The following is a 17,732-nucleotide window of genomic DNA, read 5'->3' as shown; positions in this document are numbered from 1 at the left end:
GTTGCTTCCTTTACCAGCTTACAAAAACGCTTCAATGCTTGGGATTGTAATAACTAAACTCTACATAGCTCTCGATACTGCGAAATTCCTGTACTTCCCCAAGAGTGCCGACTTCGACCGAATATTTCCCAGGCGACAATTCCAATGTCTTGATCAAACGCACCGCCGTGTTGATTCGCCGCCCCTGGTAATCAAACGTCTGACCCCAGTTGATACCCGTGGTCACTATGTTCCCGTCAAACACCGGTGTTCCATCTTTCAAGACCCGCAGATGCACAGGAATCGCGACACCTTCCTTGTGGCTGGTGCCCCAGATTTCTTCCCGGCTGTTCATTTCAGCCAGGGTGTTTCCCTGAACAAACAGCAAAGCGAATCTATAGTCAGCCGACTTGCTGACTACAAAGTCTGCTGTGACTCTTTGTTCGGCCTGTGAAATATCAATGGGTTTGACCACCCATACCGGTGCGGAACAGGCGGCCAGCAAAAAACATACAACCCCTAGAATCCCGTTACGCAAGACGCTTATCAGTCCGTGCATGACTCACCCCATCCTTCTCATCCATCAGAAAACAAAATCACATTTGAGCGATATCGTTATTAACCAAAGCCAAACCCGAAAACTTACCAACTTATTCTTTGTGGCCAACTTTATATAAAGCCAACTTCTCAACGATAACCCGCAAACCTGACCTGCACATTTCCCGACGCATCCGTCCCGCACAAGTTCACGTTACGACTAAACATCCGCGCTCCCCCCAACGCAAAACCAACGCGCAACTCGGAGTCGGAAACCCACTGCACTTTCGGTGAGGGGGCATGATCAAGAAAACTGTCGCACTCACCCAAATAAACCTGGTAGCTATTACTGTTAATCGCCTCTTCCACATCCAGCAGGCTGTTGAATACAAGCACCTCATCAGAACAGAACGGCGCTATCGCCCCGCCTCCCGAGCGAGAAACAAGGGCGGCGCTGTAACGTCCACTCGGTGAGGGATAGACCTGGGTATACAGATCATCGGGATCATCGATCATGCCGATCAACAGGATCACGCCATGCTTCAGTACAGTGAACAAACCGATCGCTGCCAGTACAAACTTCAACCAACGTATCACTCGCATGCTCCCCCTTTCCGGCAACACTCAACGCTCCCGCAAACTCTCATCCACATGCTGTTGCAACGGGCTCAGGAAGTAGTCGATCACCCGGCGCTGGTCGGTCTTCACTTCCGCGGTGATCGACATGCCCGGCGACAGCGCCACGCGTTGGCCGTTGACCATCAGGTGGTCGGACTTCAGGCGAATGCGGCTGCTGTAGATCAGCCCGCGCTTTTCATCTTCGATGGCGTCGTTCGAGACGCTAAGCACTTCGCCGTCGACGGTGCCGTATTTGGTGAAGGTGAAGGTTTCCACTTTGACCGTGACCGGCTGGCCGGCGCGGACGAAGCCCACGTCCTTGTTTTCCAGCATCGCTTCCACTTCCACCGGTTGGTCGGCGGGCACTATGACCATCAGCGGCTGGGCCGGGGTGACCACGCCGCCGACGGTGTGGATCGCCAGTTGCTGGACGGTGCCGTCCACCGGGGCCTTGAGGCTGGTCAGGGTTTCCTGGTAACGGGCCTTGGCCAGTTCCTGGACCAGGCTCGCGGCTTTCTGATTGGCTTCCTGTTGCAGGTCGAGCATGGCCCGGCGGTTCTGCGCGACCACGCCTTCGCGTCGGCGCCGCGCCTCAGCCTGGGCCGCGGTGGACTGCAAGACACTGGCCTGCTGCACGCTCAACTGGCGCAGCAGGTCGAGGCGCGCCTGTTCCTTTTCCAGGTACTCATGGCGCGCCACGTACTGTTGCTCCAGCAGCCGCCGGTAGTCCTCGGCCAATTGCGTGGCGATCGGCACGGTTTGCCGCAGGCTGGCCACCTGGGCCTGGGCCGACTGGATTTCGGCGCTGCGCTGGAGGATTTCCGCGTCCACCAGCTCCAGGTTGCTGCGGTATTCCTGATACTGCCCCTGCAACCAGCGCTGGGCGCTGAGCACCTGCTCCGGGTTGGCATTGGCAATCGCACCGATCAGCGATGCCGGCGGCTGTTGCTGGTTGATCGCATCGAGCATCGCCGAGCCACGGGCACTGTCGACCCGGGCCGCCAGCAGCTCGCTCTGAATCCGCCTGACGTCGGCATCCGCCGCCGTCGGGTCGAGTTCCACCAGCAGCTCGCCGACTTTCACCGCCTGGCCGTCACTGACATGGATCGCCCTGACCACCGCGGTTTCGCTGGATTGAATCAGCTTGGTCTTGCCATTGGGCACTATCTTGCCCGGCGCGACCGCCACCACTTCGATCTTGCCGAGACAGGCCCACAGCAAGGCCAGCACGGCAAAACCGAGGATGCTCCAGACAAAGATCCGCGGCGCCGGGTGCACGGGGGTGTCCTGCAACTCCAGGGCGGCAGGCAGGAACTGCGCCTCATGGGGCAGGCGCTGCACGCTGTCCATGCTTTTGCGCTGGCGCCAGGCGTGTTGCCAGGCGTCGCGGTAGCGCTGCAATAACGAAGGAGTGGCGCTCATGGGCAATCGGTCCTTGAATCCGGATGGCATCCAGCCCCGCCCCCTGCGGCGGGGGCGGCGGCCGAACAAATAACCTGTGAATCGGGCGGCGCTCAGCCCTGCTGCATACGGTGCAGGCGCGAATAGTGGCCGGCCTGGTGCGCCAGCAGTTCGGCATGGTTGCCCTGCTCGACGATCTGCCCGCGGTCGACCACCAGGATGCGATTGGCATCGCGTACCGCCGACAACCGGTGAGCGATGATGATCACCGTGCGCCCGGCGCAGATGCTTTGCATGTTCTGCTGGATGATCCGTTCGGACTCGTAGTCCAGCGCACTGGTGGCCTCGTCGAAAATCAGGATCCGCGGGTTGCCGATCAGGGCCCGGGCGATGGCGATGCGTTGCCGCTGGCCGCCGGACAGCGAGGTGCCATGCTCCCCGACCATGGTGTCGTAGCCTTCGGGCAGTTCCAGGATGAACTCGTGGGCACCGGCCATGCTGGCAGCATGCATCACCGTTTCCAGCGGCGCGCCCGGATCGCTCAGGGCGATGTTTTCCCGGATGCTGCGGTTGAACAGCATGTTGTCCTGCAACACCACGCCGATCTGCCGCCGCAGGGAGGAAACGTCAGCCAGCGCCAGGTCCATGCCGTCCACCAGCACCCGTCCACGCTCGGGCACGTACAGGCGCTGGAGCAGGCGGGTCAGCGTGCTTTTACCCGAGCCGGAACGCCCCACCACGCCAATCACTTCGCCGGCGGCGATCTGCAGGTTGATCCCGCGCAGGATCTCCGAGCCGTCGGCGCGATAACGGAAATGCACCTGGTCGAATTCGATCTGCCCCCTGAGGGGCGGCAAGGCGCTGCGGGTGGCCTGGGACAGCTCGGTGCGGGTGTTGAGGATATCGCCCAGGCGCTGCACGGAAACGCCGGTCTGCTGGAAGCTGGTCCACAACTGCGCCAGGCGCATGATCGGGCCGCTGACCCGACCGGCCAGCATGTTGAAGGCGATCAGTTCGCCCACCGAAAGCTGCCCGTCGATCACCAGCCGCGCGCCCAGCCAGAGGGTCGCCACCGTGACCAGCTTGCCGATCAGCGACACGCTTTCGTTGGCGATGGTGGACAAGGTCTGGGTCTTGAACCCGGCCGCGACATAAGCCGCCATCTGGTTGTCCCACTTGCGGATCGCCTGGGGCTCGACGGCCATGGATTTCACCGTGTCGATGCCATTCACCGTCTCCACCAGGAACGCCTGGTTTTCCGCGCCGCGGGTGAAACTGTCCTGCAAGCGGGCGCGCAGCAGCGGGGTGACAAACAGCGAGACCAGCACGTACAGCGGCAGCGACAACAGCACCACCAGGGTCAGCCAGCCGCTGTAGTAGAACATCACCAGGATGAACACCAGCGAGAACAGCACGTCCAGCAACAAGGTAATGGCGTTGCCGGTCAGGAAGCTGCGGATGTTCTCCAGCTCGCGCACCCTGGCCACCGAATCGCCGACCCGGCGCGCCTGGAAATACGCCAGCGGCAGGTTGATCAGATGACGGAACAAGCGCGAACCCAGCTCCACGTCGATCCGGCTGGCGGTATGGGCGAACACGTAGCTGCGCAAACCGCTCAAGGCCGATTCGAACAGCATGATGCCCAGCAACCCTGCGGCGATGACATCCAGGGTGGTCAACCCGTGGTGCACCAGCACCTTGTCCATCACCACCTGGAAAAACAACGGCGTCACCAGGGCAAACAGCTGCAGGGCAAAGGACACCAGCAGCACTTCGCCGAGCAACTTGCGGTATTTGACGATGGCGGGAATGAACCAGGTGAAGTCGAACCGCGAGGTTTCCCCCGGCAACCCGGCCTCGGAGCGCAGCAGCACCAGCTCGCCGGTCCAGCGCGCGGCCAGGGCCTCGAAGGAGATGACCTCAGGGCGGTCCGAACGCGGGTCCTGGATCAGCGCCTGGCCTTGGTCGAGCTTGGCAATGATAAAGAATGTGCCGTCGCCATCGGCCGCGATCGCCGGCAATGGCGTGCGCTCCAGGCGAGCGATGGAAGTGCTGACCGACTTGGCCTTGAGCCCCAGCTTGCGGGCGGCGAGCAGCAGTTCGCGCTGGGTGAACGGCTGGTTCTCTGGAGCGAATTCGTGGGCCAGTTGCTCGGCGGATGCCGCCACCGAATGAAACCGGGCCAGCATCACCAGACAGACCAGGCCAGTGTCTGGCGTGGGCGACTCGGCGCCCCTTCCTTGTTCGCTCATAAGCTTCCATGCATGCCGCGTTGCGGCCGTAAAGTCCTAATATTTCAAGATGTTATATCAAACCTGAAACAATTAGTATCAATACGACATCATCGATTGAGATTTATTTCACTCTTTTGTATGAATCACCCGTCAGAGCGCCTTGCGCTCCTGCGGTGGCAGGAAATCCCGATCGGCGTCGTAGTCTTTCGTCAGGTACATCGCCAGGTCGCTCAGGTCCTTCGGGCTCAGGGTTCCCGCCGCCTGCTTGAGCTTGAGGGTGTCGATGATGTAGTCGTAGCGCGCGTTGTTGTACTCACGCACCGCGCTGTACAGCTGGCGCTGGGCATTGAGCACATCCGCGGTGTTGCGCGAGCCCAGGTCGCGCCCGACCTGGTTGGCCTTGACCGAAGCCTGGCCGGAACGAATCGTCTGCCGGCGGGCAATGACCTGCTCGATATCGGAATTCACCGCGCGGTAGAAATTGCGCGTGTTCTGCACCACTTCGCGGCGGCGGTCCTCGCGCTCGTCTTCGCTCTGGGCCAGCCGCTCGGTCGCTTCACGCACCTGGGAACGGGTCATGCCGCCGGAGTACAGCGGAATATTCAACTCCAGGCCGATGCTGCTTTGCGTGACATTGCCTCGATAGCCATCCCGCCCGAAGTCGGTGGGGTTGCTGTAGCCGAAGCTGTCGTTTTCACCTTTGCGCCAGGACGCCACCGCATCGACGGTCGGCGCATAACCGGCCTTGCGCTGGCGGTTGGTCTGTTCGGCGGCAATCACCGCGTAGCTGCTGGCTTGCAACGCCAGGTTCTGGCGCACCGCGCGGCTGACCCATTCGTTGGCATCGTTGGGCACCGGCAGTTCCACCGGCAGTTGATGCTGAATACCCTCGATCGTCGAATAGTCCTGGCGGGTCAAGCGGGACAAGGCCTCGAAGGCATCGTCGACCTTGCGCTCGGCGAGTTTGCGATTGGCGCCGGCGTTGTCATGGGCGGCCTGGGCGTCGAGCACATCGGTGATGCTCGAGGCGCCATTCTCCAGGCGGGCCTGGGCCTGTTGCTGCTGACGCTCGAGCGCCGCTTCCTCGGCCTTGGAGGCGGCGAGCAGGTCCAGGGCGCGCAAGGTTTCGAAATAGGCCTGGGCCGTGGTCAGCACCAGCCCCTGCTCCTTCGCGCCCAATTCAAGTTCGGCCTGGGCGGTGCTGGCGTGGGCGGCTTCCAATTGAAACCAGCGATCGGCACGGAACAGCGGCTGGTTGAGATTGGCCTGGAACACCGTGGTGCTGCGCGTGCGGGTCAGGCCCGGCTCATCCCGCTCCAGACGCACCGATTCCACGGTGCTGCCGGCATTGAGTGTGGGCAGTAACCCGGCCCGGGCCTGGGGGATGCTTTCGCGCTGGGCCTGGTACTCGTGGCGCGCCGCGGACAGCTGGGCGTCATGCTCGACGGCCTGGCGGTAAACCTGCAGCAGCTCGGCGCGCTGGGCACCTGGATCGGCGAAAGCCGGGATCGTCACCAGTGCCAGGATGAGCAATGGCGAGAAAAAACGGGGGGAGTGAGTCATAACAATCCATGTCGCATTCGGGTAAAACGGTTCAGCCAGGCTGATCAGGGCGCGCATCCTACGCCGTGACCAAGGCTGTCACAAGCGACAATTATGGCTACTAGCCATCATCTTTCTCAGGCACCAGATCAGATAATGCCGAATCATCCCCTGGCTTCGGCCTACAAAAAACCAGAATCGTCTTATTTATCGACCACCTCAAACCCCGCATGCTTCGCCCCCGCAAATCTGCCCAGCACCTGAGCGCAACCTTGTTGTCCAGTCCCTGAACGGGACGCGTTGCCGGCTCACACCTGCCCTGACCGCTGTCGCGTGCTCAACGCGCCACGCCACTCACTCACAGGACCCAAGCTGCCATGACTTTTATCCTCAACGGCCGCCACCTTTTACTGGATCAGCTGCCGCCAGACACACCTCTGCTGTATGCCCTGCGCAACGACTTGGGCCTCAATGGCCCCAAGTACGGCTGCGGCCTGGGGCAATGCGGCGCCTGCACGGTGCTGGTGGACGGTGTCGCCGCCCGCTCCTGCACCCTGCCGCTGTCCAGCGTGCAGGACAAACAGGTCACCACCCTGGAGGGCCTGGCGCAGGAAGAGCGCCTGCACCCGGTGCAACAGGCGTTCATCGATGAGCAGGCCGCGCAATGCGGCTATTGCAGCAACGGCATGATCATGACCCTGGTGGCGCTGTTCGAGCGCGAGCCCGAGGCCGACGAGCAACGGATCAAGAACGAGCTGGCCTACAACCTCTGCCGCTGCGGCGCGCACTTCGAGATCCTGCAAGCCGCGGCCAGGGCCCGTCAGCTGCTGGCAGAGCGGGGTCGAGCATGAACGACCTGCCGTTGACCCGTCGCCGCCTGCTCCAGGCCGGCGGCCTGATCATGATCAGCACCCTGCTGCCCAAACCGCTGCTGGCCATGGCCGAAACCCGTACTACGACCCCGTTGCCAACGGACCCGACGCCGGACCATGTCGACAGTTTTATCGCCCTGGGCGCCGACGGCCACGTCACCGCGTTCTGCGGTCATGTCGACCTCGGCACCGGGGTGCGCACGGCGCTGGCGCAGATCGTCGCCGACGAGCTGGATGTCGACTTCGAGCAGGTGCGGATGATTCTCGGCGACACCGCCAGCACCCCGGACCAGGGCCCGACCATCGCCAGCGCGACCCTTCAGGTCAGCGCCCTGCCCCTGCGCCAGGCCGCCGCCCAGCTGCGCCAGTGGTTGCTGGAAGGCGCAGCGGAAATCCTCGACCAACCGATTGCCGGGTTGCGGGTTGAACGAGGGCAGATCTACGCCAGCGCGAGCCCCAAACGACGCCTGAGCTACGCCGAACTGGCCCGCGGACAGGACCTGCACCTGCCCCTGGACCCGCGCATCAAACTCAAGGCCGTCGGTGCCGGTCGTTATGTCGGCCAGTCCACCCCGCGCGTGGACATCCCGGCCAAGGTCAGCGGCCAGTTGACCTATGTCCACGACCTGCGCCTGGACGGCATGCTCCACGGTCGCGTGGTACGCCCGCCCTACCCCGGCGCCGATGCCAGCGCGCCCTTGGGCCATGCGCTGATCGCGGTGGATGTGGCGTCCATCGCGCATTTGCCGGGCATCGTCAAACTGGTGGTGATCGGTGACTTTGTCGGCATCGTCGCCGAGCGCGAGGAGCAGGCCATCGACGCCATGCGCCAGCTCAAGGTCCAGTGGAAAACCTGGGATGCGCTGCCCGACCTGCGGCAAGATGCGCTGCACAAGACGCTCCTGGCCCATCCCAAGCAGGACCGCGTGCTGCGCGACGATCCCGACATTGACAGCAGCCTGGGCACGCTCAACAGCCCGCTCAATGTCGACTATGTCTGGCCTTACCACCTGCATGCCTCCATCGGCCCGTCCTGCGCGGTGGCGATGATCGACGCCGAACGCGCCGAGGTCTGGACCGGCAGCCAGAACCCCCACGACCTGCGCAAGGACATCGCCCTGCTGCTGGGGCGCACACCGCAACAGGTGCAGATCAATCGCATGGAAGCCTCGGGCTGTTACGGACGCAACTGCGCCGACGATGTGGCCGCCGACGCCGCCCTGCTCTCCCAGGCAGTCGGGCGGCCGGTACGGGTGCAACTGATGCGCGAGCAGGAGGCCGGTTGGGAACCCAAGGGCACCGCGCAGCTGATGCAAGTCCGCGGTGGCCTGGACGGCAAACGCGAAGTGGCCGCCTACGAATTGAAGACCTGCTACCCCTCGAACAACGCCCGGACCCTGGCGCTGCTGCTCACCGGCACCGTCGCCAACCGCCCCGACATCCAGCAGATGGGCGACCGCACGGCGATCCCGCAATACCGTTTCCCACAGATGCGCATCGTCTGCCAGGACGCCGCGCCGATCGTCCGCGCCTCGTGGATGCGCGGGGTCTCCGCGCTGCCCAATGTCTTCGCCCATGAATCCTGGATCGACGAACTGGCCTACATCGCCCAGCAGGACCCGATCGCCTTCCGCCTGCGCTACCTGGACGACCCGCGTGCCCTGGCGCTGATCGAGGCGCTGAAAAAACAGGCCGACTGGCAGGACGGTAGCGCCCACCGCCACCCGGCGCCGCCGTCGCAGGAATGGGTCAAGGGCCGGGGGTTTGCCTATGCCCGGTATTTCCACAGCAAGTTCCCAGGCTTCGGTGCCGCCTGGGCCGCGTGGGTCTGCGACCTGAGCGTCAACCGGCGCACCGGGCAGATCCGCCTGGACAAGATCTTCGTCAGCCACGACTGCGGGCGCATGGTCAACCCGGCCGGCGTCCGCCACCAGGTGCACGGCAATATCGTCCAGTCGTGCAGCCGGGTGCTCAAGGAATACGTCGGCTTCGACCCTTGCGGCAGCACCTCCCTGGAATGGGGCGGCTATCCGATCCTGCGTTTCGACGAGTTGCCCGAAGTGGATGTGCAACTGCTCGACCGCCCGGAAGAACCGTCCATGGGCGCCGGCGAGTCAGCCTCGGTACCCAGCGCCGCGGCCATTGCCAACGCGATTTTCGACGCGGTCGGCGTGCGCCTGCGGCAAGTGCCCTTTACCCCGGAAAGGCTGTTGCAAGCCTTGCAGCAAGCCCCCGACGCTGACCACCCTGGCCAGGAGGCCCACCCATGAGCAAACTCAAGACCCTCGTCGGCTGGAGCCTGGCCGCCTTGAGCCTGGCCGTCACCGCGGGCGTGTTCATCAGTTGGCAGCCGGCGATCGCGCCGCTGGACAATCACGACACCCAGTACTTCAGCCATGCGCAAGTCGCCAAGGGTGAGCAACTCGCGGCCCTGGGCGATTGCGCGGTCTGCCATACCGCGCCGGGCGGGGCACGCAACGCTGGCGGCCTGGCCATGCGCATCCCGTTCGGCACCCTGTACAGCACTAACATCACCCCCGATCCGGAGACCGGGATCGGCAGCTGGTCCTATCCGGCCTTCGAGCGCGCCATGCGCCACGGCATCGACCGCAGCGGGCGTTACCTGTACCCGGCGTTTCCCTACACCGCCTTCACCAAGACCCGCGACGAGGACCTCAAGGCGCTCTACGCCTACCTGATGAGCCAGCCGCCGGTCCGCCACCAGCCACCGCAGACCGACCTGCATTTCCCCTTCAATATCCGCCCGGGCATCCTCGCCTGGAACTGGCTCTACCTCAGGCCCGGCGCCCTGGCCGACGATCCCGGGCGCAGCGCCCTGTGGAACCGTGGCGCCTACCTGAGCGAGGGCCTGGGACATTGCAGCGCCTGCCACTCGCCCCGCGACCCGCTGTTTGGCGAACGCGGCGGCCGGCGCCACCTGAGCGGCGGTGTTGCCGAAGACTGGAGCGCCCATGCCCTGGCCGGCGGCAAGGCGCCGCTGGCCTGGACCGAGCAGGACCTGCTGGACTTCCTGCGCCACGGCTACAGCCCGCGCCACGGCGTCGCCGCCGGCCCGATGGCGCCGGTGATCCACGAAGGCCTGGCGCAACTGCCGGAGGCCGACCTGCAGGCCATCGCCCATTACCTGTCCAGCCTGCAGCCGGCCAGCGCCACGCAAGGCAGCGCCGACACCCTGAACCACCAGGCCGAGCAACGCACCGACCCCCTCGGCCCCCCCGGCGCCCGCCTGTTCTCGGGAGCCTGCATGGCCTGCCACGCCCAGGAAAAAGGCCCGACCCTGACCGGCGTGCGCCCCTCCCTGGCCCTCAACAGCAACCTCTACGCCGACAGCCCCGACAACGCCATCCGCGTAATCCTCGAAGGCATCGCCCAACCGGCCAACCCGGAACTGGGCTACATGCCCGCGTTCCGCCACAGCCTCGACGACCAGCAGATCGCCGACCTGCTGACCTTCCTGCGCCAGGACCTGGCAAGCCAGGCGCCCTGGAAAGACGTGAAACAACGCGTCAGCCAGATACGCGCCAGCCTGCCTCCCGGCTGACCTACTCCCGGCCATGAAAAAGCCCCGCATAAGCGGGGCTTTTTATCGGTTCTGTCTGGTGCTCAACAAGGTGGGGCATCACGCTTTGAAGCCCGGCAAACCGTTCGCGGCCCGCCACGCTTTCACCTCACTCAATACCGCCTCAGGACTGTCTTCAATACCGTTTTGATCCGGGTAGTAAATGAGTCCATAACCCGCCGGATGCCCGGTGACTTTCTCAAAATGATCGGCCAGCGTACTCAGATACTTTTCGAGTTGGGGCCCTTCAAGGTCGTTGGTTTCACTGAAGAACTCATTGATCAGCTGTAGGAACTCACACTCTGTGTAGTGCTCGATCCGAGCCTTATCTAAAGACATGGCAGCTAACCTTGAGCAAGATTTTTGGAGGTCTCACTTTTGATGAATGTGATATCAGACGCTCACCCTCTCCTTTGATCATCACTGCTTGAATCCCGGTAACCCATTCGCCGTACGCCACACCTTCACAACTCGCGTGATGTCTTCGGCGGTTCCCTTTGAACCGTCCTCCGGGTAGTAAATCAAATCGGTGCCGCCTGGGTGACCGGTAATCTCGCAGAATTCCTCTAGAAGATCGTCAAGCACATCGTCGGTTGCGGTCTTGTTAGCGGCGAGCAGTTCTTTCAGATAGCGGACAAATTCGTCTTCGGTAAAGTCAGTGATGTTGTTCTTCATGGATAAACGTCATCCATTTCTGTGAATGCCCATGTGATGTTTCGGTGTAACGACACTCAGGTTGTCGACATCTCAAGTTGGCGAAACGGCTCGCCCTTGGAAACTTGGAGAACTCTGAGATTGACGCTGACCGGTCTGAATGACCTGTAGTCCGGCTTCCGGTCAGGGCCAGCGGACCAGCAGCAGTGATGGCGCCCGCTGCTTATCGGCAAACAGGCGCCACTCCCCCGTTACTTGTGAAACGTCTGCCCCAACGCCTCCAGGCGGATCGCAATCGGTGGCAGGCGCTGGCTGCTCAGGGCCAGGCTGCCCATGTCGTCGGCGGTGTTCTGGGCGATGGCCTGGACCGAGTGCAGGCGGCCGACGATGTCGAGGCTGGCGCTGGATTGTTCGCGGGTGGTGCTGACGATGCGGCCGTTGAGTTGGTCGATATGCGAGATGTCGGCGCCGACGGCCTGGAACATCGCGGAGGCCTGGCGGCTGTCTTCGACGCAGCGCTGGGCGCCTTCGTGGCTGTCGTGCATGGCTTCGGCGGCCTGGCGGCTGCCCTGTTGCAGGGCTTCGATGATGGTCTTGATTTCCTGGGTGGACAGCGCGGTGCGCTGGGCCAGGTTGCGCACCTCATCGGCGACCACGGCGAAACCGCGGCCCTGCTCGCCGGCACGGGCGGCCTCGATGGCGGCGTTGAGGGCCAGCAGGTTGGTCTGGGCGGCGATGCTGCCGATCACGTCCAGCACGTTGCCGATCTGCTGCGCTTGCCCCGCCAGGCGTTGCACGGTCTCGTTGGTGCCGTTGATGCGTGACGCCAACTGGGTGATTTCCGCCTGGGCGCGATCGACGCTTTGCTGGCCGCGGCTGATTTGCGCGCTGGCCTGGCCGGCGCGCTCGACCGCCTGCTCGACGTGCACCGCGATGTCGCCCATGGCATCGCCCATGCGCTGCATGGAGCCGGTCATCTGGGTGATTTCCGTCAACTGGTGCTGGGCGCCCTGCTCCAGGGTCTGGCTGGTTTTCGCCAGGTCCTGGCCCAGTTCGCGCAGGCCATGGGTGTCACGCACCACGCCATCCACCAGCGCGGTGATCTGCTGCATGAAGTGGTCGAAACGCTGGGCCAGCGACACATGCACCTTGCCGCTCTCGCCCTGATGAACCTCGACGGTCAGCTGGGACGTGGCGGCGAGCATCTTGTCCAGCATGTCCTGGCTCTCCACCGCGTCGGCATGGCTGTGCAGCGCCAGGTACAGCAGGATCACCGTCTCCACCACCACGTAGAAGGCGTGCACCGCCACCATGCCGAAACCGCCGTGATGGGCCATGACATAGACCGGAAAGCCCTGGTGCTGCAGCACATGAAACACCACGTGATGCAGGGCGATGGTCACCGCCGCCAGCAGAATCGGCAACCAGTCGCGATAGAAGGTCAGCACCGCCAGCAGCACGAAAATGCCGAAGTGCGCTTCGATCAAGCCCTTGGCCTGGTTGATATGCAGCGCCGCCATGAGCATGAAGCCGATGGCGATGCAGCAGCGCATCAGGCGCGTGCCGCTGATGGCGCGGTACAGCAGGCTCAGCACCAGGGTGGTGCCACCGCCCACCAGCAGCGCCTGGGTGAAGGTGTCGTGCCAGAACGCCAGGCCCAGCGCATAGGCGAACATCAGCCAGATCAGGCCCATCATGATGCGGTCGGCTTTGCGGTAATGCTCGAGAAAACGCGGGGGGAAAGCCATGCACTCTTACTCCATGTACGTGACGGGAAGAAAATCGGCAGAGGGCAAAACGGAGTGACCGCTTTCGGCGAGCGGTTCAGTCAGCAACGATAGTGGCAAATAGCCAAGTTCGCCTTTTCAACTATCGACATGACCAGGGCTTTCTTGACGCCGGGCCACGGGGAATCGGGCCGCGGGTGGGCAAAGTCGGGAGATTGGCGGGAATGCCATGAAGAGCGAAATGGGTGGGGGGAAGAGCGACCGCGGCGAGACGGATCCCGCCGACGCGCCACCCGATAGGGCGACGCGCAGCGGTCCGGATATTGTCAGAAGGTCACGCTGGCGCTCAGGCGTGCGGTGCGTGGTTCACCGACGTTGACCTGCAGCTGGCTGCCGGTGGACGACGGGTAGTACTGCTTGTCGAACAGGTTGTCGACATTGAACTGCAAACTGGTTTTATAACCGAACAGCGGCGATTCCCAGCGCACGAAGGCATCGGCCACGGTGTAGCTGCTGAGCCAGAAATCGTTGGCGTTGTTGGCTGCGCGCTCGCCGACATAACGGGCACCGCCGCCCGCATGCCAGGCGCCGAATTCCGCGGGCACGTTGAGGTGGTGGCTCAGGTACAGGCTGGCGGTGTGCTTGGGGGCGTTGGCCAGGCGGTGACCTTCGTTGCTCGGGTCGTCGAGGATTTCCGTGTGGTTGTAGGCGTAGGTGCCGATCAGGTCCCAGCGCTCGGCGATACGCCCGGTGACGTCCAGTTCCACGCCCTGGGAACCGACCTTGCCGGCGGCTTCCGAGAGGCTCACGCCATTGACCGTGGTGGTGGTCACCACGTTCTTCTTCTCGATGTCGTACAGCGCCAGGTTGATGTTCAGGCCCGGCAGCGGATCGTACTTGGCCCCCACCTCGTAGCTGCGGCCCTCTTCCGGATCGAAGGTCTTGCCGGCATCGTCGACATCGGTGTTGGGCTTGAACGAACGGCTGTAGTTGCCGTACAGCGACAGGCTGTCGGTGGCCTTGAACACCAGGCCGAGGAACGGCACGAAGGTGTCGCCATTGCTGTCGCGATTGACCTTGTAGCTGCGGCCCAGGCCCTGGTCGCTGTACTGGTCGTAATGCTGCTGGCGACCGCCGAACACCAGGATCCACTGTTCACTTAAATGCCAGTTGTCCTTGAAGTACACCGAGCTCGAGGTCAGCTGGTTGCGCAGGTTGCTTTGCGTGGCGCTGACCAGGCTCGGCTCGGCCAGCTTGCCGTAGACCGGCGAGGTGATGTTGAAACCACCCTGGGCGGTGTTGCGGTAGGTCTTGCCGCGGTACTGGTCGGAGTGCTCGCTGTCGACGCCCACCAGCAGGTCATGGCGCTGGCCGAACAGCTCCTGCTGGCCGATGAAGTCCCAGCTGGCGTAGCGGGTTTCGTCGTCGTAGTGGGCGCCGTTGGCAGCCCGGCGCAGGGTGTTGCCGGTCAGGCTGTTGGGCTGGGCGATCGACAGGCTGTAGCGGTCGTTGTTCCAGCCGTAGGTGACACGGGTTTTCCAGTCATCGCTCAGCTGGTACTCGAAGCGCGCGCTGGCCACTTCGCGGATGCCGACGCTTTTCGCCCAGCGTTCGTCCAGGCGCTTGTCGTAGTCGATGTCCGCCGGATGCCCGTTGGTGAACACGGTGCCGCGGTCGAAGGGGCTGGAGTAGTCGTTGTATTCGTAGTTCAGGGTCAGGCTGGCGCGCTCGCCGGTCCAGGTCAGCGACGGCGCCACCAGGGTGTGCTCGTTGACCCCGTAGTTGCGCCAGTAGTCCTCATGGCCGCGCTCGGCGATCAGGCGGTAGGCCAGGCCGGTATCGCCCAGCGGCCCGGTGGTGTCCAGGGCCATGGTGCCGCCGCCTTCGCTGTAGGCCGAGCCGCTGAGCGTGGTGCTCTGGGAATATTGCGGCTGCTTGCTGATGATGTTGATCAGCCCGCCCGGCTCCAGCGCGCCATAGAGCATCGACGCCGGGCCCTTGAGCACTTCGACCCGCTCGGTAGTGGCGCTGAAGTTCTGCCCCAGGTTGGAACGCACGCCATCGCGCAGGATCGAGCCGTCGTCGTTGGTGCCGAAACCGCGCTTGACCAGCGAGTCCCGGGAACCGCCCAGGGTGTTGCCCTGGCTGACGCCGCTGACGAACTTCATGGCGTCGTTCAGCGAGCGCACCTGATAGTCGGCCAGGGTCTGCTGGGTCACCACGTTGATCGACTGCGCCTCCTCCTTGATCGGCACATTGCTTTTGCTCGCCGTGCTGGCTTGCGAGGTGGTGTAGCCGGTGTCCTGGCTGAGGCGGTCGGCCTGGATATCGGTGGTCGGCAGTTCGACCGCCTCCTGTGCCCACAGCGGGCTGGCGACCAGGCAGCAGGACAGTGTCGGCAACAGGCGTTTGATCAGGGTGTTACGGCGGGCACGCGGACAGGATGACTTCAAGGTGTGCACTCAAGGGAGGGAAGGACATTAATAGCAATGATTATCATTGTAATCAGCGCCCGATTCTCAGTAAATCCCCTTCCCCACGGGAGTGGGCGCTTTTTTAATCCTCCTCCCGGGCAACACCGGGACTGATGGCCAGTCAGCCTGTCACTGCGCCACGGCCTGGGTCAGGTGATCGATCACGGCCCGCGCCGCCGCCGACAGCTGGCGATGCGGCGGGTAGATCACCGAGAACGGCCGCGAACGACCGCCCGCCTCCGGCAGCAGCGCCACCAGGCGACCGCTGGCGATCCGCTCGCGGACGATGAACTCGTAGGTCTGGCAGATGCCCATGCCGTGCTCGGCCAGGGACACGATGCCCAGCACATCGTCGGCCACCTGGATATTCGCCTGGGGTGTCCACTCCAGGTCCCGCCCCTGCTCGCGCAGCAGCCAGGCACCGACCCGGCCGCTGCTGGGCATGATGAAAGGCAGGCAGGCATGGGCCGCCAGATCTCCCAGCTGCCGCGGCGTGCCGGCGCGTTGCAGGTAGTCGGGGGACGCCACCAGGCACAGCGGCGCGTCCTCCAGCTTGCGCCCGATCAGGCCGCTGTCAGGCAACTGGCCGAGGCGGATCGCCAGGTCGTAACCCTCGGCCACCAGGTCGACATTGCGGTTGCTGATGCTCAGCTCGATGCGCACCTGCGGGTATTGCCGGGCAAAGCCGCCGAGCAGCGCCGGCAGCCGGTAATGGCCGTAGGTGGTTGGCACGCTCAGGCGCACCCGGCCGTTCAGCTCGCCGTCCTGGCCCTGGATGCTGCGCTCCGCGCTGTCGATCAACTCGAACGCCGCGCGCGACTGTTCCAGGTACAACAGGCCGGCCTCGGTCAGGCTCAGGCGCCTTGTGGTGCGGCGCAGCAGTTGCACGCCGAGGCGCGCCTCCAGCCGGGAAATCGCCCGGCTGACCACCGACGGGGTGGTGCCCAGCGCCACCGCGCCAGCGCTCAACGAGCCCTTCTCCACCACGCTGACGAATACCTCGACGTCAGCCAGATAATCGAATCGGCGACTCACCTTAACCTCCAGGGAACAAGTGATTTCCAGTGGCGCGAGTTTATCGTCCACAGAGGCATGAATACAGTGAATCACCCGTCGGCCACCGCCGGCTCCCTGACCTCACATACTGGACACCCACATGCGCCCACTCAGCACCCTCGCTCTTGCCATGAGCATTACCGCCGCCACCTTCAACGCCCAGGCCGGAAACGTCCTGGTGGTGCTCTCGGACTCCGACCACCTCGACCTCAAGGACGGCAAGGTGTTTTCCACCGGCTTCTACCTCAACGAACTGATGCAACCGGTGAAGCAGCTGCTCGACGCCGGCCACTCGGTAACCTTCGCCACCCCACAGGGCAAGGCACCGACCCTGGACCGCTCCTCCACCGACAAGATGTACTTCAACAATGATGTCGCCGCGCTGCAGGCGCACCAGGCGCTGCTCGACCAGTTGAAAATCACCTCCCCCGGCGAATCGCCGGTGATCAGCCTGGCCCGGGTCGAGCAGATCGGCTACGAGCATTTCGATGCGCTGTACGTGCCCGGCGGCCACGCACCGATGCAGGACCTGCTGCACAGCCCCGAGCTGGGCCGGCTGCTGAGCAACTTCCATCAGAACAACAAGACCACCGCCCTGGTCTGCCACGGCCCGATCGCCCTGTTGTCGACCCTGCCCCAGGCGCAGGACTTCACCCGACAGCTGGCCAGCGGCGGCAAGGCCAGCGCCCCGGGCTGGATCTACGCCGGCTACCAGTTCACGGTGATCAGCAACCAGGAAGAGGAATTGGCCAAGGGCCTGCTGGGCGGCGGCGCCATGCGTTTCTATCCGCAAACCGCCCTGGAACAGGCCGGCGGCCTGTACCGCAGCAACCGCTCGCCGTGGAGCGAAAACGTGGTGATCGACCGCGAGCTGGTAACCGGGCAGAACCCGGGCTCGGCCCAGGGCGTGGCCAAGGTGTTGCTCGAGCGCTTGCAGGAGCGCGCCGGCAAAGGTGCATAAAAGGCGCATAAAGAGCGGCGGATCCGACGAGCTGGCATGACGCCGGTCGTCTGCCGCGGCACTTGTTGTCTACGCTCAAATGGCTAGCCCGAAAGGA

General features: G+C 63.8%; 14 protein-coding genes. 4 read left to right on the top strand and 10 right to left on the bottom strand.

All coding sequences use genetic code 11. The features are described from left to right. Positions 1-31: 31 nt before the first annotated feature. From NRG23_RS30155 to NRG23_RS30135, 5 genes are all read right to left on the bottom strand, one after another. Positions 32-538, bottom strand: a complete 507-nt coding sequence (locus NRG23_RS30155; protein WP_009049897.1) for a DUF5625 family protein — start codon at positions 536-538, stop codon at positions 32-34. 128 nt (positions 539-666) lie between these two features. After that, the gene (locus NRG23_RS30150) at positions 667-1,101 is read right to left on the bottom strand and encodes a hypothetical protein (RefSeq protein ID WP_257373184.1); all 435 of its coding nucleotides are present in this window, start codon (positions 1,099-1,101) and stop codon (positions 667-669) included. Between the two features lie 39 nt (positions 1,102-1,140). Next, the gene (locus NRG23_RS30145; RefSeq protein ID WP_257373183.1) at positions 1,141-2,556 is read right to left on the bottom strand and encodes an HlyD family type I secretion periplasmic adaptor subunit; all 1,416 of its coding nucleotides are present in this window, start codon (positions 2,554-2,556) and stop codon (positions 1,141-1,143) included. Between the two features lie 92 nt (positions 2,557-2,648). Next, positions 2,649-4,787 carry a type I secretion system permease/ATPase gene (locus NRG23_RS30140; protein WP_023964207.1) on the bottom strand — a complete coding sequence of 713 codons (2,139 nt, stop codon included), beginning with the start codon at positions 4,785-4,787 and terminating at the stop codon, positions 2,649-2,651. 132 nt (positions 4,788-4,919) lie between these two features. After that, positions 4,920-6,332, bottom strand: coding sequence for a TolC family outer membrane protein (locus tag NRG23_RS30135; protein WP_036985205.1), 1,413 nt, complete (start codon positions 6,330-6,332; stop codon positions 4,920-4,922). A 356-nt stretch (positions 6,333-6,688) separates the two neighbouring features. Here NRG23_RS30135 and NRG23_RS30130 point away from each other — a divergent pair, with 356 nt between their 5' ends. From NRG23_RS30130 to NRG23_RS30120, 3 genes are read left to right on the top strand one after another with little or no spacing between them, the layout of a single operon-like run. Continuing rightward, positions 6,689-7,162, top strand: coding sequence for a (2Fe-2S)-binding protein (locus NRG23_RS30130; protein ID WP_101282876.1), 474 nt, complete (start codon positions 6,689-6,691; stop codon positions 7,160-7,162). Further along, a complete protein-coding gene (locus tag NRG23_RS30125; protein ID WP_257373182.1) occupies positions 7,159-9,453 on the top strand; it encodes a molybdopterin cofactor-binding domain-containing protein in 2,295 nt (764 codons plus the stop codon). Before NRG23_RS30130 ends, NRG23_RS30125 begins: the two co-directional genes overlap by 4 nt. After that, complete coding sequence (locus NRG23_RS30120; protein ID WP_257373181.1) at positions 9,450-10,745, top strand: cytochrome c; 1,296 nt, start codon at positions 9,450-9,452, stop codon at positions 10,743-10,745. Before NRG23_RS30125 ends, NRG23_RS30120 begins: the two co-directional genes overlap by 4 nt. Positions 10,746-10,823: 78 nt before the next feature. Here NRG23_RS30120 and NRG23_RS30115 read toward each other — a convergent pair whose 3' ends face one another. The 5 genes from NRG23_RS30115 to NRG23_RS30095 form a co-directional block, all read right to left on the bottom strand. Further along, complete coding sequence (locus NRG23_RS30115; protein ID WP_016702320.1) at positions 10,824-11,102, bottom strand: bacteriocin immunity protein; 279 nt, start codon at positions 11,100-11,102, stop codon at positions 10,824-10,826. A gap of 81 nt (positions 11,103-11,183) precedes the next feature. Then, complete coding sequence (locus tag NRG23_RS30110; RefSeq protein ID WP_257373180.1) at positions 11,184-11,438, bottom strand: bacteriocin immunity protein; 255 nt, start codon at positions 11,436-11,438, stop codon at positions 11,184-11,186. Between the two features lie 230 nt (positions 11,439-11,668). After that, positions 11,669-12,361: a methyl-accepting chemotaxis protein gene (locus NRG23_RS32975; protein ID WP_241194642.1), complete on the bottom strand. Its 693-nt coding sequence runs from the start codon at positions 12,359-12,361 to the stop codon at positions 11,669-11,671. Positions 12,362-13,470: 1,109 nt separating this feature from the next. Continuing rightward, complete coding sequence (locus tag NRG23_RS30100; RefSeq protein WP_257373179.1) at positions 13,471-15,597, bottom strand: TonB-dependent siderophore receptor; 2,127 nt, start codon at positions 15,595-15,597, stop codon at positions 13,471-13,473. A 150-nt stretch (positions 15,598-15,747) separates the two neighbouring features. Then, entirely contained in the window at positions 15,748-16,653 is a 906-nt protein-coding gene (locus tag NRG23_RS30095) for a LysR family transcriptional regulator (RefSeq protein ID WP_257373178.1), read from the bottom strand. A gap of 121 nt (positions 16,654-16,774) precedes the next feature. Here NRG23_RS30095 and NRG23_RS30090 point away from each other — a divergent pair, with 121 nt between their 5' ends. After that, positions 16,775-17,635 carry a type 1 glutamine amidotransferase domain-containing protein gene (locus NRG23_RS30090; protein WP_009049910.1) on the top strand — a complete coding sequence of 287 codons (861 nt, stop codon included), beginning with the start codon at positions 16,775-16,777 and terminating at the stop codon, positions 17,633-17,635. The last annotated feature ends 97 nt before the right edge of the window (positions 17,636-17,732 follow it).

The organism is Pseudomonas sp. T8, from assembly GCF_024610635.1.
GTDB lineage: Bacteria > Pseudomonadota > Gammaproteobacteria > Pseudomonadales > Pseudomonadaceae > Aquipseudomonas > Aquipseudomonas chlororaphis_I.
Note: the sequence above shows the minus strand (reverse complement) of the source record. Positions and strands in the feature narration are given on the sequence as shown.